Annotated in this window: 13 protein-coding genes; 8 read left to right on the top strand and 5 right to left on the bottom strand. The window is 68.8% G+C overall.

The features are described from left to right. Positions 1-23: 23 nt before the first annotated feature. Positions 24-1,016 (bottom strand): alpha/beta hydrolase, encoded by a 993-nt coding sequence (locus ABZ260_RS14615; RefSeq protein WP_355616907.1) that lies wholly within the window; start codon positions 1,014-1,016, stop codon positions 24-26. A 177-nt stretch (positions 1,017-1,193) separates the two neighbouring features. After that, positions 1,194-1,949: an SDR family oxidoreductase gene (locus tag ABZ260_RS14610; protein WP_355616905.1), complete on the bottom strand. Its 756-nt coding sequence runs from the start codon at positions 1,947-1,949 to the stop codon at positions 1,194-1,196. A gap of 373 nt (positions 1,950-2,322) precedes the next feature. Between ABZ260_RS14610 and ABZ260_RS14605 the strand changes: the two genes are divergently transcribed. The 6 genes from ABZ260_RS14605 to efeB all read left to right on the top strand — a co-directional run bounded on the left by ABZ260_RS14605 (position 2,323) and on the right by efeB (position 8,494). After that, entirely contained in the window at positions 2,323-3,477 is a 1,155-nt protein-coding gene (locus ABZ260_RS14605) for an alkaline phosphatase PhoX (RefSeq protein WP_355616903.1), read from the top strand. Positions 3,478-3,573: 96 nt separating this feature from the next. Continuing rightward, positions 3,574-4,359 carry an SDR family NAD(P)-dependent oxidoreductase gene (locus tag ABZ260_RS14600; protein ID WP_355616901.1) on the top strand — a complete coding sequence of 262 codons (786 nt, stop codon included), beginning with the start codon at positions 3,574-3,576 and terminating at the stop codon, positions 4,357-4,359. Continuing rightward, a complete protein-coding gene (locus ABZ260_RS14595) occupies positions 4,349-5,011 on the top strand; it encodes a TetR/AcrR family transcriptional regulator (protein WP_355616899.1) in 663 nt (220 codons plus the stop codon). The genes ABZ260_RS14600 and ABZ260_RS14595 overlap by 11 nt, the downstream gene beginning before the upstream one ends. 182 nt (positions 5,012-5,193) lie before the next feature. After that, positions 5,194-6,045, top strand: coding sequence for an iron uptake transporter permease EfeU (gene efeU / locus ABZ260_RS14590; protein ID WP_350923916.1), 852 nt, complete (start codon positions 5,194-5,196; stop codon positions 6,043-6,045). Between the two features lie 21 nt (positions 6,046-6,066). Continuing rightward, positions 6,067-7,212: an iron uptake system protein EfeO gene (gene efeO / locus ABZ260_RS14585; RefSeq protein WP_355561511.1), complete on the top strand. Its 1,146-nt coding sequence runs from the start codon at positions 6,067-6,069 to the stop codon at positions 7,210-7,212. A gap of 28 nt (positions 7,213-7,240) precedes the next feature. After that, on the top strand, positions 7,241-8,494 hold the full coding sequence (gene efeB, locus ABZ260_RS14580; protein ID WP_355616897.1) for an iron uptake transporter deferrochelatase/peroxidase subunit: 1,254 nt from the start codon (positions 7,241-7,243) through the stop codon (positions 8,492-8,494). 268 nt (positions 8,495-8,762) lie between these two features. Here efeB and ABZ260_RS14575 read toward each other — a convergent pair whose 3' ends face one another. From ABZ260_RS14575 to ABZ260_RS14565, 3 genes are read right to left on the bottom strand one after another with little or no spacing between them, the layout of a single operon-like run. Beyond that, on the bottom strand, positions 8,763-11,546 hold the full coding sequence (locus ABZ260_RS14575; RefSeq protein ID WP_355616895.1) for an ATP-binding cassette domain-containing protein: 2,784 nt from the start codon (positions 11,544-11,546) through the stop codon (positions 8,763-8,765). A gap of 16 nt (positions 11,547-11,562) precedes the next feature. Continuing rightward, positions 11,563-12,273, bottom strand: coding sequence for an ATP-binding cassette domain-containing protein (locus ABZ260_RS14570; protein ID WP_355616893.1), 711 nt, complete (start codon positions 12,271-12,273; stop codon positions 11,563-11,565). A 30-nt stretch (positions 12,274-12,303) separates the two neighbouring features. Beyond that, positions 12,304-13,575, bottom strand: a complete 1,272-nt coding sequence (locus ABZ260_RS14565) for an ABC transporter substrate-binding protein (RefSeq protein WP_355616891.1) — start codon at positions 13,573-13,575, stop codon at positions 12,304-12,306. A 113-nt stretch (positions 13,576-13,688) separates the two neighbouring features. Here ABZ260_RS14565 and ABZ260_RS14560 point away from each other — a divergent pair, with 113 nt between their 5' ends. Both ABZ260_RS14560 and ABZ260_RS14555 read left to right on the top strand, forming a co-directional pair. Then, positions 13,689-15,017 (top strand): Rieske 2Fe-2S domain-containing protein, encoded by a 1,329-nt coding sequence (locus ABZ260_RS14560; protein ID WP_355616889.1) that lies wholly within the window; start codon positions 13,689-13,691, stop codon positions 15,015-15,017. 176 nt (positions 15,018-15,193) lie between these two features. Then, positions 15,194-16,384 carry an epoxide hydrolase family protein gene (locus tag ABZ260_RS14555; protein WP_355616887.1) on the top strand — a complete coding sequence of 397 codons (1,191 nt, stop codon included), beginning with the start codon at positions 15,194-15,196 and terminating at the stop codon, positions 16,382-16,384. Positions 16,385-16,438 lie beyond the last annotated feature (54 nt).

Raw genomic sequence — 16,438 nt, 5'->3', positions numbered from 1 at the left:
CGCGTCCGGCGGCGCGAGGCGGGTCAGCTCTTCCGGTGGGCGGCGACGACCTCGCTGATCGTGTCGAGGACGAGGTCAGGCTGGGCGTTCTGAACATAGTGCTCGGTCGTGTCCGCGACGACCAGGCGCCCTCGGGCCGACAGCGCGGCCAGGCTCCGGGCGTGCGCGACGGCCTCGGCCGGCTGGCCTCCTGCGGAGATGACGACTACCGGCAGGTCGCCCCAGGCCTTCGGGCGGACCGTCGCGCGGACCTGGGCGGCGCTGTCCACCGAGGCCCAGGCCTCGGCGCGGCCGGCTGCCATGCTCCTGGAACCGTAGACGACGGTGGCGTGGGCGCGGGCCGTCGCGGTGGCGTCGGCCGGTACGAAGGCGTCGTCCAGTAGCCGGAGCAGGCCGAGCCGGGCGATCAGCTGGTTGACGGTGAACTGGGCCGAGATCAGCGGCCGGGAGATCCGCAGCGCGGTATCGGCCGTCTCGTCGGTGACGTCGATCAGCACCAGCCCGGTGGTCAGCTCTCGCCACCGGTCGGCGAAGACGCGGACGGTGTTGCCGCCGTAGGAGTGCCCGACCAGGACGTACGGCCCTGCCTCCCCGGCGGCGGCCAGCAACATGTGCAACTCTTCGGCGAGGTGCTCCGCCGTACGCGGCAGGGGGCTGTCCTCGCTCCAGGCGTATCCGGCCCGGTCGTAGGAGCACACCCGGATGCCCACGGCGAGCCCGCGCTGGATCGTCTCCCAGCTCGCGCTCGACTCCGCCAGTCCCGCCTCAAGCACGACGGTGGGCGCGCCCTTCCCGGTGCAGTGCAGGTGGAGGCGGTAGCCACCCACGTCGATCAGCCGCCCCGGTGCCCGGTGCCGTTCGGCGTCGCCCTGCCGGGCGGCCGTCTCGTAGAGGAACCCGGTCCCGGCCGTCAGCACGAACAGTCCCGCGCCCCAGGCGATGATCCGTAGCAGCAGCCTTCGTGGCCGCCACCTGCCGGGCCGTACCCGCGTGTCCGCGGGCTCTCCGTCTTTCATGTCTCCGAATCTAGGGAAACGGCCCGCCCGTTCCCTCCTCCACGGAGAGGAACCCGCGGTGCTACCCGTGTTTCACCCCTGCCCGGTCGCTCCTCCTTCAGGAGGAACGGGATCGGGTACGACATGATCAGCACGTGCCGCATATCGCCTCTGGGGACAGGGTGAACCGACCGGCTTCTAGTCGATCAGTGAGCCGCAGCTGATGTTGGCGGTGGCGGCGGTCATGGCGCGAGCGCGGTCGGAGGCGACGAAGGCCGCCACGTTGCCCACGTCGTCGAGCGTCGCGGCCCGTCCGAGCATCGTCGTCTTCTCGATTCCCTCGACGATCGCCTCGCGCCCCTCGAAGCCCTCGGGGAGGGTCTCGGGCACGCCGCCGGTGCGCAGGGTCACGACGCGCACGCCGTGCGGTCCGAGCTCGGAGGCCAGCTGCCTCCGCATGGATTCGATCGCTTCGAACGCGACCTGGATACCTCCCAGGTAGTGGTCGCGCAGCGGGTGGCCCGAGCCGCCGAACGCCAGGATCACCCCCGAGCCCTGTCGCCTCATGTGGCGGGCGGCGGCCCGCGAGGTCAGGAACATCGTCCTCACCGCGGTCACGACCGGTCGTTCGTAGTCCTCCAGCGACATGTCGGCCATCGGGGTGCCCTGCACATCGCCGTGCGAGATCAGGTTGAAGGACACGTCTATGCTTCCGGCCTCCGCCGCCACGGCGTCGGCGTGTTCGTCGACCATCTTCGCGTTCAGCGCGTCGACCTCGGCCGTCCGTGCCACCCCGCCGGCGGTGCGGATCTCCTCGGCGACCTTCTCCAGCCTCGCCAGGGTGCGCCCGGCGAGGAAGACGGTCGCCCCCTCACGGGCGAAGGCGCGGGCGACCGCACCGCCGATGCCCCCGCCCCCGCCGTAGATCACGGCGTTCTTGCCCTCCAGCAACATCTCGTACCTCCTGTTTGGTGGTTCTCCCGTCCGGATGTCGAACGCCGGAGCCGCCCTTCGCCCACGTGCCGGAACCGATGCGCCCGGCGAACGAGCCGGAGGCCCGGCCGACCCGTCCCGGACCCCGCGCGTCCCTCATGGACAAAATAAGCTTGTACATAAAATTTTATTTTGTCAATGGCCGGGCGACCTCTGGCACCCGATCGGACGCGGCGCGGCGGACCGGGGAACGCCGCCTCCCGCTTCCCTGCTCAAACGGCACATGCCGGTCATATGCCGTTAACCACATTCACGGGTGGCCGTTCACCGGTGCTCCTATCGTCGAGATCACTTGGAAAGTGGTTCTGCTGATCCTCGCCCTGGAGGTTCGTCGATGGAACGCCGCACATTCCTTCGCGCCTCGGTGCTCGGCACGAGCACCCTGGCCCTCACCGGAAGCCTCTGGCAGGACGCCCTCGCGGCCCCGGCTCAGAACGCCGCAGGTCCCTACGGCCCCCTGCTGGCCGCCGACGCCAACGGCATCCAACTCCCTGCCGGATTCACCAGCCAGGTGATCGCCCGGTCCGGCCAGGTGGTCCCCGGCACCTCCCACACCTGGCACAGCGCCCCCGACGGCGGTGCCTGCTTCGCCGACGGCAGCGGCTGGATCTACGTGTCCAACTCGGAGATCAACCCCGGCGGCGGCGCCTCGGCGATCCGCTTCGACTCCGCGGGCAACGCCGTCTCGGCCGCCTCGATCCTGTCGGGCACCCGGCAGAACTGCGCGGGCGGCGCGACACCGTGGAACACCTGGCTGTCATGCGAGGAGGTCGACCGCGGCTACGTCTACGAAACCCGTCCCTTCGGGGGCGCGGCGACACAGCGCCCGGCCATGGGCCGCTTCAAACACGAGGCGGCCGCCGCCGACCCGGTCCGCAAGGTCGTCTACCTCACCGAGGACGAGACCAACGGGCGGTTCTACCGCTTCATCCCCACCACCTGGGGTGACCTGTCCTCGGGCACGCTGCAGGTGCTGTGCGCGGGCTCGGCCACCTCAGGCTCCTTCACCTGGGCGAACGTTCCCGATCCCGACGGTTCTCCGACCGCGACCCGCAGCCAGGTCTCCGGATCGAAGTCCTTCAACGGTGGCGAGGGATGCCACTACGCGGGCGACACCGTGTGGTTCACCACCAAGGGTGACAACAGGGTCTGGCAGGTCAACGTCGCCGCCGGCACCTACGAGCTCGCCTACGACGACAACCTCGTCAGCCCCGGCACCGCACCGCTGACCGGCGTGGACAACGTCACCGGCTCGACCTTCGGCGACCTCTACGTCGCCGAGGACGGTGGCAACATGGAGATCTGCCTGATCACTCCCAACGACACCATCTCCCCGTTCCTGCGCATCAGCGGCCAGGGATCCTCGGAGATCACCGGTCCGGCCTTCACCCCCGCAGGCAATCGCCTGTACTTCTCCTCCCAGCGCGGCACGTCGGGTTCCTCCTCCGGGGGGATCACCTACTGCGTGACCGGCCCGTTCCGCACCTGAGGGACGGCCGGGCCGTGCGGCGCCGATCGCATGGCCCGGCCGTCCGGCGGTTTCTCGATTCTAGAGAGACTCTCTAGAATCAGCTACGATTTTGCCATGGGACCTACTGTCGTCATCACCGGTGGCAACCGCGGGATCGGACTGGCCACGGCCGAGGAGTTCGCCCGCCGCGATCACCGGGTGGTGATCGTGGCCAGGAATCCCGCCGCGGCGGGCGAGGCCGCCCGGCTCGGCGCCGATCTGGTCGCCGGAGATCTCTCAACTCTGAAAGGGGTCCGGGCTGTCGCCGAGGCGCTGGCCGGAACCTGCCCGCGGCTCGACGTGCTGGTGCACAACGCCGGGGTCTGGCCATCGGCGCGGCGGCTCACCGAGGACGGCTTCGAGGAGTCCTTCGCCGTCAACCACCTGGCGCCCTTCCTGCTCAACCACCTGCTGGAGGATCGCCTGGCCAGGGTCGTCCAGGTCACCGCGGGCCTGTACGTCAAGGGCCGTGCCGACCTCGTGCGCACCCCGGCCGGTACGGACTTCTCTCCCCTGCGCACCTACGCCGACACCAAGCTCTGCAACCTGGCGCTGATGCCACTGTGGGCCGAGCGCTGGAAGCCGCGGGGCATCACGATCGACGCCGTCCACCCCGGAGTGATCAGGACCGGGCTCGGCGACCGGGGCGGCCCGGTGGGGGTGCTGCTGAAGACCGCGAAGCTGCTGTGGAAGGCACCGGCCGACGGCGCGGCTCCGGTCGTACGGCTGGCGCTCGACCAGGCCGGCACCGGACGGTACTTCGACGTCGACCGTGAACTGCCCCTCGCCTCCGTGGCCGCTGACCTCGCGTGGGCGGGGAAACTGTGGACGCAGGCCGCGGAGCTGACCGGTGTCGCCTAGACAGCGGCGCGGCGAGGAGACCCGGGAGCGGCTGCTGGCGGCGGCACTGGACCTCTACGCGGAGCAGGGCGCCGACGGCTTCACCATGACGGCGGTGACCGCTACCAGCGGAGTCAGCGTCGGAAGCCTCTACCACCACTTCGGCAGCTTCGACGGGCTGGCGGCCGCCCTCTACGCGCGCTGCCTGTCCGACCTGCTCGACGCCGTCATCGCCGCACTCGACGCGGTGCCGCAAGGGCAGGAGGGAGGTCCCCGTGACGGCACGGAGGCGCGGGCCGCCGCCGGCGTCCGGGCCGTGGTCACCGGATATCTCGGTTTCACCCGCGAGCACAGGGCCGCCGCGCGCTTCGTTCACGCCTCCGCCTACGCCGACTTCCTGGCCGCGCACGCGGATCCGATCGCGGTGGAGAAGGAGCCCAGGCTGACCTGGATCCTGGGCTGGCTGCGACCGTACGTCGAGGCGGGGCTGGTCGTGGGACTGCCCGACGAGTTGATCGAGATGCTGGTCGTCGGCCCGGTCGCGGAGACGGCTCGCCGCTGGCTGGCGGGGGCCCCCGGCATCGACCTGGACGAGGCGTCCCGGCTGCTTCCCGAGCGGATCTGGCGATCCCTGCGGGCCGTCGAGGCCGCCGAGGCCTCAGTGACGAGGTAGGGGAGGGTACGAGGTGCCAGGTGTGGAACGCCCCAAGATGGCGTGAATCACTTGATCGTACGCATACGGCATTATCACCGCCCTGTTCACGTCTTTCGTACCCCTGTGGGAATTACCTCCTTGTGAAGAGTAAGGTTGCCCTGCCCTAATTTAGGTAAGGCTTTCCATCTCATGGAGTGACGGTGTTCGCCAGCTATCTCATCGGATTACGCGAAGGCTTGGAGGGCGCCCTCGTCGTCTCCGTGCTCGTCGCCCTCCTCGTCAAAAGCGATCGACGTGACCGGCTTCCCCTCGTCTGGGCCGGGGTCGGCGCCGCTCTCGTGCTGTCGATCGCGTTCGGCGCGCTGCTCACCTTCACCGTCGCCCATCTGGAGCACCGGCAGCAGGAGTTGTTCGATGCGACGACCTCGCTGCTGGCCACCGTGTTCGTCACCTGGATGATCTTCTGGATGCGGGGTGCCGCCCGCACGATCTCCGGTGACCTGCGCGCCAAGCTGAGCGAGGCCCTGGAGGTCGGCGCGCTCGCGGTGGCCGTGATGGCCTTCCTCGCCGTGGCGCGCGAGGGCCTGGAGACCGCGCTGTTGTTCTTCGCCTCGGTGCAGGGCGCCACCACCACCGCCGTCCCGCTGATCGGGATCAGCCTGGGCCTGATCACCTCGGTCGTGCTGGGCTGGGCCATCTACCGCAGCGCGATGCGGATCAACCTGACCAGGTTCTTCACCTGGACCGGTCTCCTGCTGATCCTGGTCGCCGCCGGAATCTTCAAGTACGGCGTGCACGATCTGCAGGAGGCCGCCATCCTGCCGGGCCTGTCCACCTACGCCTTCGACATCAGCGGCGTGCTGCCCGCCGACTCCTGGTACGGCACCCTGCTGTCCGGGATGTTCAACATCACTCCGCAGCCGAGCGTGCTGGAGATGGTGGCGTGGGCCGTCTACGCGGTGCCCACGCTTATCCTCTTCCTGCGGCCGTGGCGTAGCCGCCCGACGCCCTCACCCGCCACCCCCTCGACCGACCCGCAGCCCGCGGGCTGAAACCGCCTGAACAGGACGATCATGCGTACTTTCCTTGCCATCGCCGCGGGTGCACTCGCTCTCACCGGCCTCGTGGCCTGCTCCTCCGAGCCCACCGCGGCCACGGGCGCGGGCGCCTCCGCCGCCCCGGCCAAGGGCGGCCCCGTCGCGGTGGCCGCCACCGACACCGAGTGCAAGGTCGCCGTCACCGAGCTGGCCGCGGGCACCTCGACGTTCGCGATCACCAACGGCGGTGCCAAGGTCACCGAGTTCTACGTCTATGCGCCCGGTGACCGGGTCATGGGCGAGGTGGAGAACATCGTGCCGGGCCTGACCCGCGAGGTGATCGTCGAGCTGCCGGCCGGCAGCTACGAGGCCACCTGTAAGCCCGGCATGGTCGGCAAGGGTGTCCGCAGCCCGCTCAAGGTCACCGGCGAGCACAAGCCGCTCAGCGACGACGCCCAGCTCGCCGAGGCGACCGCCAGCTACAAGCGCTACATCAAGTCGCAGAGCGACACGCTGCTGATCAAGGCGCAGGAGTTCGTCGACGCGGTCAAGGCCGAGGACATCGAGAAGGCCAAGGCGCTCTTCCCGGTCTCCCGCACCTACTGGGAGCGGATCGAGCCGGTCGCGGAGATCTTCGGCGACCTCGACCCGGCCATCGACGCCCGGGAGAACGACGTGGCCGAGGGGGAGGAGTGGACCGGCTTCCACCGGATCGAGAAGGACCTCTGGGTCAAGAAGGACATCAGCAAGGACGGCCCGATCGCCGACAAGCTGATGGCCGACATCAAGACCATCGTGGAGCAGTCCAACTCCGCCGAGCTGTCGCCGGTGCTGCTGGCCAACGGTGCCAAGGGCCTGCTCGACGAGGTGGCCTCCGGGAAGATCACCGGTGAGGAGGACCGCTACTCGCACACCGACCTGTGGGACTTCGACGCCAACCTGCAGGGTTCCAAGGCCGCGGTTCAGTCGCTCCGTCCCGTTCTGGAGGAGCGCGCCCCCGAACTGGTGAAGACGCTGGACGAGAAGTTCGCCGGGGCCGAGGCCGCGCTCGGCGCGCACCAGAAGGGCGACGGCTGGAAGCTGCACACCGAGCTGTCCAAGGACGACCTCAAGAAGCTGTCAGACGCGATCAACGCGCTCGCCGAGCCGATCAGTAAGATCGCCGCGGTGGTGGCAAAGTAACGATCGTTCCAGGTGGGGGAGGGGTGCGATGAGCGAGCGGATCAGCCGCAGGAAGCTGTTCGGCATGGGGGCGGCCGGCGTGGCGGTCGCCGGTGCGGGTGTGATCGCGGTGCGTGGGATCGGTGACGAGCCCGCGCCCACCACGGTCGCCTCCGTCTCCGACGCGGTCCCCTTCTACGGCGAGCACCAGGCGGGCATCGTCACCCCGGCACAGGACCGGCTGCACTTCGTCTCCTTTGACGTCATCACCGAGAAGAAGGCGGAGCTGGCCGAGCTGCTCCAGGAGTGGACCGCCGCCGCGGCCAGGATGACTCAGGGCCAGGAGGCGGGCACGTTCGGCGCGGTCGGCGGCCAGCCGGAGGCGCCGCCGGACGACACCGGCGAGGCGCTCGGCCTGCCCGCCTCCGGGCTGACGCTGACCGTCGGCTTCGGTGGATCGCTCTTCGACGACCGGTTCGGGCTGGCCTCGCGCAGGCCGGCCGCGCTGGCCGACCTGCCGCACCTGCCCGGCGACGCGTTGCTGCCGGAGATCTCCGGCGGTGACCTGTGCGTGCAGGCGTGCGCGCACGACCCGCAGGTGGCGGTGCACGCCATCCGTAATCTGGCGCGCATCGGCTTCGGCCGGGTCTCGGTGCGCTGGTCCCAGCTCGGCTTCGGCCGCACCTCGTCGACCTCGCGCGCGCAGGCGACGCCGCGCAACCTGATGGGGTTCAAGGACGGTACGGCCAACCTCAAGCTGGAGGACGTGGCGCTGCTGAAGGAACAGCTCTGGGTGGGGCCCGGTGACGGCCCCGACTGGATGGCCGGCGGCAGCTACCTGGTCACCCGCAAGATCCGGATGCTGGTCGAGACCTGGGACCGGGCACCGCTGGCCGAGCAGGAGCAGATCTTCGGCCGGGACAAGGGAGAGGGCGCCCCGCTGGGCAAGAAGAACGAGTTCGACCTGATCGACTTCGAGGCCAAGGGCCCCGACGGGAAGGCCCTGATCTTCGACGACGCGCATGTACGGCTCGCCCACCCGTCCCACAACGGCGGTGCGCACCTGCTGCGCCGCGGCTACAACTACGTGGACGGCTCCGACGGCCTGGGCCGGCTGGACGCCGGCCTGTTCTTCATGGCCTACCAGCGCGACCCCCATCGCCAGTTCGTCACCGTGCAGCGCTCCCTGGCGGGCAAGGACTCCCTCAACGAGTACATCAAGCACGTCTCCAGCGCCCTGTTCGCCTGCCCTCCCGGCGTACGCGACGCGGGCGACTACTGGGGCCGAGCCCTGTTCTCCTGACCACCGAACGCATGTGATCGGCCATCGCCCGGTCGGCGACCCGCCCGCGAGAGCCGGTGCCTTGTGAGGGGCACGCCGGGTCCGGTGGGCGGGTCGGGGAAACGGACTGATCGCAAGGTCGGCACCGCGCCCCGGCCCGATCCGGCAACGAGGGAAAGCCACAGGCCGGCGGCTGTCGAGGCCGCGCCGATCAGCGGCCTTGCCTGCCCGTCGTGATCGTCGTCGGCCGGTGGGGCTGGACGTTGGTGATCGGTTGTCAGGAGGGTCGTTAAGAGTCGGCAGGGACCGCCGCGGAGGGGTGGGTGTCCGATTCGGTGATGGCGGTCCGCGAACCGAGGTAGGCGTCGAGGACGTCAGGCAGGGTGAGTACCTGGTGGGGTGGGCCGGCGGCCAGGAGTCGGCCCGAGCGGAGCACGGTCACGGTGTCGCAGCAGGCGGTGATCAGGTCCATGCGGTGTTCGACCAACAGGACGGCCACCCCGCGGTCGGCGACGGATCGGATCAGGTGGCCGAGTTCATCGGCTTCGTTGTTGTCCAGGCCTGCGGCGGGTTCGTCGAGCAGCAGGACCGATGGTGCGGCGGCGATCGCGCGAGCGATGGCGACCAGGCGCCGGCGTCCGAAGGGCAGTTGTTCGGGTTTGAGGTCGAGGTCGGGTACGAGGCCGCATTGGTCGATGGCATTCAGGGCGTCGGCGTTCAGGTGGATGCGGCCTGGACGGACCAGATCAGTGAGATAGCGGCTGGCGCGGCCGTCGTCACAGGCGACGGCGAGGTTTTCACGTACGGTCAGGTCGGAGAACAACTCCAGGGACTGGAAGGAGCGGATCATGCCGTTGCGGTTGCGGCGGCGCACGCTCCAGGTGTTGATGGTGTCGTCGCCGAGGTGGATCGTGCCGCCGGACGTGGCGACGAATCCGGTGACCGCGTCGATGAAGGTGGTCTTTCCGGCTCCGTTGGGTCCGATGAGACCGTGGACCTGGCCGGGTTCGAGGCGTAGTGATACGTCGTCGATGGCGTGCACGCCGCCGAATGCCACCCGTAGACCCTCCACGCGCAGGGTGCGCTGCTTTGTGACCCGGCTGGTCCGGGGTGGGGTGGCTGCCGTGCCGGTGGGAGCCTGCGGTGATGGCGTATGGGCGGGGGGCGCCTCCCCGGCGAGCCGATCGGTGACAGTGCCGGTGGTGGTGCCGGTGGTGCCGGTGGTGCGGCGGCGGACGAGCAGGTGGTGGAGTGCCTGTCGGTTTTGTTCGAACAGTCCGTCGGGGGCGATGCGCAGTGCGATGAGCAGGAACAGGCCGCCGATGAGGGGGAGGTAGACGTTGATGTCGGGGATGTCGTGCAGCAACTGGCCGGCCAAGCCGTTGGGGACCATGAGCGATCCGATGAGTGCTCCACCGATCATGCCGACACCGCCGGCCACGGTGACGCCGACCAGAACCAGGGAGGTGAACACGGCGAATTGCGAGGTGAGGACCACCGATTGCTGGTAGCCCAGCAGAACCCCGCCGAGCGCGGCCACGGCGGCGGCCAGGGTGAAGGCGTAGGTTTTGGCAGCGTAGACGCCCACCCCCAGCGCGGCGGCGGCGCGTTCGTTGGAGCGGACCGCCAGCAGGCGCCGCCCGACCGTGCCCCGGCGCAGATTCGCTATCGTCAGGGCGACCGCGAACAGCGCGATCAGAGCGACCACGGCGTAGCGTTCGGGGTGCAGCAGGGGGTCGATGTCCCAGCCAAGCAGGGACGGCGGGGCGATGGTGAGCCCGGCGGTGCCGCCGTTGATGTCGTCGTTGTCCAAGATGAGCTGGTAGGCCACATCGGCCAGGGCGAGGGTGACCACTGCCAGGGTCACCCCACGAGTGCGCAGGGACGGCAGCCCGACGACGGCGCCGATCGCGGCGGTGATCAGCACTGCGACCACGAGGGCGATTTCGAACGGTACGCTGCCCGACAGTTTGGCGGCGATGAACGCCCCGACCCCGGCCAGCACGTACTGGGTCAAGGACAGCTGGCCGGCGAAGCCCGTGATGACGACCATGGACAGGCAGACGATCGCGATCAGCACGGTGAAGGTGAACGCGGTCGACCACTGCTCGTCCATGCCGAACACCACCAGCACGCACAATAGGGCGAATACGATGGCCAGGCGCGTGGGCTTGATGCGCCCGCTGCCCACGGCGGGTAACCGATCCAGCAGGTGGCTGCGCAGCGGCAGCCCATGCCCGCGCAGCACCAGCCAGGCGATCACTGCCAGGAACGGCACTGCGGTGGACCAGCCGGGGTTGTCCACATAGCGCTGTAGCCAGCCCTGCACCACGCCGATGCCAAGCGCGGCCGTGAAGGCCAGCGGGAAGGAGGCGAAGCCGCCGATCATGGCCGCGGCCAGGGCGGGCAGCACCAGCAACACCAGCTGGGTGGGCTCCAGGTAGGTGATCGGGCCGATCAAGGTGCCGGCGAAGCCGGCCAGCGCCGATCCCAGCCCCCAGTTGATCATTGCGATCCGGGCAGGGGAATGGCCCAGGCAGGCCACCGCCTGGGGGTTCTCCGCGACCGCGGAGGTGATGCGTCCAAAGGACGTGAAGCGGTAGAAGCCCCACAGCATCGCGGTGGCCGTACATCCCAGCAATATGATCGCGTACCGGTCGGCGCTGACCGGTGCCCCGGCGACCAGCTCCAGTGTGTCGGTGGGCAGCCAGGAAGGGGCCGGGCGGATGTCGATGCCGTAGGCGAGGATGACGGCCGCCTGCGAGACCATCAACACCCCCAGTGTGGCGATCACCCGCGTCAGCGGTGAGGAGCGGTGCATCGGCTGGATGACCACTGCGAACACGCCGATGCCGAGAACGGCGCTGACGGCGACCGCGCCGCACACCGCCACAACCAGCGGAGCATCCCACTGGGTGAACTGGTAGTAGGTGTAGGCGCCGATCATGAGGAAGGCGCCCTGGGCGAGGTTCAGGATGCCCGAAGCCCGGTAGGTCAGCACCAGCGCCTGGGCGACGATCGCGAAGATCGCGCCGGAGGCCAGCCCGAGCAGAGCGAATCGAAGGATGTCCATATACGTCCGTTTCCGCTCAGTCGGCCGAGCTCAGTCCGGCCAGGTACTCACGTTCCAGCTGATCGATGCCGCCGTTGGCGTCACCACACCCGACCAGCTCGCCGTTGCGTAGCAAATACCAGCGATCGGCCACATCCAACGCGCGGCGGGCCTCCTGTTCCACCAACAGCACCGCGATGTCATGGGAGCGCACTGCCTGGCGCAACACCGTGAACAACCGCTCCACCACGATCGGGGCCAGCCCGAGTGACAGCTCATCGACCAGCAAGGCCACCGGCCGGGCGGCGAGCGCCCGGGCCAAGGTGAGCATCTGCTGCTCACCTCCTGACAGCAGACCCGCACGCCGGCCCAGCAGCGGCCCCAACTCGGGGAAGATCTCCACTGCCGCCTCGACGCCACCGCGGCCCAACAGCAAATTGTCGCGGACCGACATGCTCGCCAGCACCGAACGGTACTCGGGCACAAACGCCAAGCCCTGCCGCGCCAGCTGATGCAATCGCGCCTGGGTTGGCCGGCCCAGCCAGTGCGCCTGCCCGGCACTGCGCGGCAGCTCACCCACCAGCGACATCAGTGTGGTCGTCTTGCCGGCGCCGTTGGCGCCGAACAGGGCCACGATCTCCCCTCGGGCGATGTGCACATCGATCCTGCGGATTGCCGGCAGATCGCCGTACCCGGCGCTGAGCCCGCACGCCTGCAGGACGATCTCCCGCCCGTCGTCATCTCTCATGATCATCGCTCCCGGTCACCTCGCACCCGTTCACGAATCGTTCGTCAACGCGGCGAACGGGTCGATGGGGGCGTCGGACGTGACGATGACGGTCCCATTTTTGATCTCCGTGTTGAACACGGTGGGGTTGAACAGCCGGGGAGTGTTCGCCATCGGCGCGGTCTTTCCCACCGTGCTGTAGGGACCGGTGATCCCGATCTCGACCGGCTGGCTCAGGTTGCTCATCGTCGTGGACACCGACACGCTGTCCACGGTGTCGAGCCGCTCGGCCACCTTCTGAAACAGGACGTAGGCGCCCCAGACGAGCTCGGCGTTCTCGTCCTTCTTCATGGAAGGATCGATCGCGTCCATCTCCTTGTCGAACTGCGCGACCGCCGGGTCGTCACCCTGGCTCAGCGGCCTGACCTGGCTGGTCAGCAGAATGCCTTCGGCATCGGGTCCAAGAGCCTCGATCGTGCCCGCCGGGAAGAGGCTCGTGCTAGAACTGATCTTGCCCTTGTAGCCCGCGCGATGCACCGCCTGCACCAGCTTCGGGATGTCGTTGGGTGGAACCGCGACGACCAGACCGTCCGGGTTTCCGGCGATCGCCTGGGCTACACCGGCGCTCGGGTCCGGCACACCACTGGCCACCGAGGCCTCCGCGATGAGCTTCATTCCAGACCGCTGTACCGAATCCTTGATGACCTTGGTCGCGTAGGTACAGGCCGGGCTGCTGCAAGCGATCATGCCGACGGTTTTCGCGCCTGCCTGCTTCACCTGGGCGACAGCCCCGGCGTACCAGCCGGGGACGCCTCCGGCTAACGGATACACGACGGGGCTGGCCATCTCCTGCTCGGTGAGTCCCAGGCTGCCGACGAAGGGGATCTTCGCGCGCTCAAGGACGGCGAACGTACCGGGGAAGGTGGTGTGGGCACCGACGACCGCCGTGACCTTCTCCTGTTGCGCCTGACGGGCGCATCCCGCCTCGACGTTCGGGTCGTAGTTGGTGTCGCAGAAGATCAGTTCCACGCGACGGCCCTTGATGCCGCCCGCATCGTTGATCGCTTTCACTCGTGCCTCGGCCGCCGTCTTCACCTGCGGGAGAGAGATCTTCGGGCTGGCCAGGGATGCCCATGTCATGACCTTGATCGTTTCACCGCTGGACGAGCCGGCCGTCTCATTGCCGGACCCGCATCCGCTGAGGGCGGTGACAGCGGTCGCGGCGACCGCGATCGCGGCGGGCAGGGATGATCGCAGAACTTTCACAGAGTCTCCCTTGCGAGATTTCGCATAGTTATACGGAGGATCGGAGTTGATGGTCAATAGCCGGGGAAGCATCCGTGTAAGCGAGATCGAGGGCCCCTCTTGTCCCAATAGGCGATATGCCGTAGGTTTTGCCGAAATACCGGAATAATGTGATGCGCGAAAGGGGTCGTATGAACCCGATCGAGCAGAAGAAGTTGCTCATGGACGTGTCGCCTGGATCGGCGATGCACGAGCTGATGCGCTGCTTCTGGCTACCCGTGTGCCTGACGCGCGATGTGGCCGAACCGGACGGCGATCCCATGCGGATCCGGGTGCTCGGAAACGACTACCTCGTCTTCCGCGACTCCGAGGGCCGCCTCGGCATCCTGGACGAGCTGTGCACGCACCGCAGCGCCTCGCTGTGCCTTGGCCGCAACGAGGAGGGCGGCCTGCGGTGCCTTTATCACGGCTGGAAGTTCGCGGTCGACGGCACCGTTCTTGACACGCCCAACGTCCGGGACGAGCGGTTCAAGCAGCGCGTCCGCCAGCCCGCCTACGGCGTGCGCGAGGCTGGCGGCATCGTCTGGGGATACTTCGGGCGGCCGGAGGCCGAGCCCACACTGCCGCACTACCCGTTCTTCGACCTCCCCGCGGAGAACGTCATCGTCGAGCTCGTCGTCGCGTCGGCGAACTACACCCGCGTGGTCGAAGGCCTGCTCGACTCCTCGCACACCGGCGTGCTGCACCAGGATGCGTTGAAGAAGCTCGACACCGGCAACGGTCCAGCGCTGACGCTCGGCGGCCGGACGCGCGCGTCGACGGGCGCCGTCCTCGCCAAGAACCTCGCACCGGACATCGAGGTGCAGGAGACCGACTTCGGCCTGCGGTACGCGGCGATCCGCACCGTCGACAACGAGGACGGCACCGAGACGCGCGCGGCCCGGATCACCAGCTACGCCTTCCCGACGACCATCTTCGTCCCGCCGGACTACCTCATGCAGATCACGCTGCCGGTCGACAACGACCGGTCGCACTTCTTCATGATCTTCTGGGACCCGGTACGGCAGATCGGCGTCGGCGAGGCGCGTGACGAGGTGCGGGCCTACTACGGCATCGACGATATCGGCATGGACAAGTGGGGTCTCGGTCGCGAGTTCCACGATCTGCCCGGCCGGCCCGCCAAGGAGAACAACTGGGGCCAGGACCGGGAGACGATGCGCAACGGGAGCTTCACGGGCATGCACCGGTTCATCCCCGAGGACTTCGGTGTGTCCGCGTCGATGGGCCCGATGGAGCTGTACCCGATCGAGCACCTGGTCCCCGCGGACCTGGCGATCGCAAGATTCCGTCGCCGGCTGATCGACAACGCGCAGCGCGTCGCCAGGCGAGAGGCGCCGCTCGGCCTGAACGCCAAGCAGCAACCCCGAGGGGACTACCTGGTGCTCGAGGGCGGCCGGTCATGGAAGGACCACTTCGGCACGTCCGAGATCATGAAGCAGTCCATCGCCGGCGATCTCTGAGAGGTCGCGTCGGATCGCCTCGCCATCGGTCGAGCCGATCGTCGCGCCGGACGTCGGGGGTGAGCCGGAAAACGGTTCGGCTCCGATCGTGTGACCCCTGGCGCAGGGCAACGGCATTCCGTGCATTGATACGAAACACACGTCTGCGATCACACTTCAGCGCGTAGGAAACAGAGATGCCGATGACGACATCACCGGTGGCCCGGCCGTTTCGCCTCACATTCGCCAAGGAGGCCGTCGCGGACCTCCGACGGCGGCTCGAGCTCACCCGCTGGCCCGACGAGCCGGACGCGCCGGGCTGGTCCTACGGGACCGACCCCGGCTACCTGCGCGAACTCGTCGACTACTGGCGCGACGGTTTCGACTTCGCCGCCGCCGAGCGGCGCCTCAACGAGATTCCGCAGTTCCTGACCGACATCGACGGCCTCGACGTGCACTACCTGCATGCCCGCGCGGCGAACGACGACGCGATGCCGCTGCTCGTGCTGCATGGCTGGCCGGGGTCGATCGTGGAGTTCCTGGACACCACCCCCCGCCTGAGCGAGCCGGAACGCTTCGGCGGCCGGGAGGAGGACGCCTTCCACGTCGTCGCGCCGTCATTGCAGGGGTACGGCGGGTCTCCCGCGGCGACGGCTCCCGGGATGTCCCCGCGCGCGATGGCCGGCCGCTTGGCGAGGCTGATGGCCGAGCTGGGCTATGACCGCTACATCGTGCAGGGCGGGGACTGGGGCAGCCTCATCGCCTGTCACCTCGCCGCCGACCACCCCGACCACGTCGTCGGGCTGCATCTGAGCATCGCCCAGCCGTTCCCTCCGCCGAGCGAGGCCGACCCGATGTCGCTCGTGGCCGAGCACGAGAAGCCGTGGATGGAGGCCAACGCCGAGCACGCCGCGAATGGTCTGGGCTACCACGCGATCCAGAGCACGCGGCCGCAGACCGTGGCGTACGCGCTCACCGATTCGCCGACGGGATGGTGCGCGTGGGTGCTCGACAAGTTCCACGTGTGGACCGACTGCGAGCGCGACGGCCGCCGGGACATCAGGAACGCGGTGTCGTGGGACGCCTTTCTCACGAACCTGTCGCTGTACTGGTTCACCGACACGATCGCCTCGGCGGCCCGGCTCTACCGGGAGCAGACGCTCGCGCAGGGCCGCGGCGAGGGCTCGGCCGGGCCGGTCACCGTCCCGACCGGAGTGGCGATCTATCCCGGCGAGATCGTCAAGTCGCCGCGGGCGTGGATGGAACGACGCTTCCCTGTCGCGCACTGGTACGAGGCGCCGTGCGGCGGGCATTTCGCCGCGCTCGAGCAGCCGGAGAACTTCGCCGAGGATCTCCGCCGTTTCCGCGCCGTGCTCGCGGCCTCGTGACGGAACGGCGCTCTGCCGGAGTCGGCATCGCCAGCGCCCTCATCTGCTACCGCC

It is taken from the genome of Streptosporangium sp. NPDC006013 (assembly GCF_040614275.1).
In the GTDB taxonomy this organism is placed as follows: domain Bacteria; phylum Actinomycetota; class Actinomycetes; order Streptosporangiales; family Streptosporangiaceae; genus Streptosporangium.
This window is presented reverse-complemented; position numbering and strand designations above follow the sequence as displayed.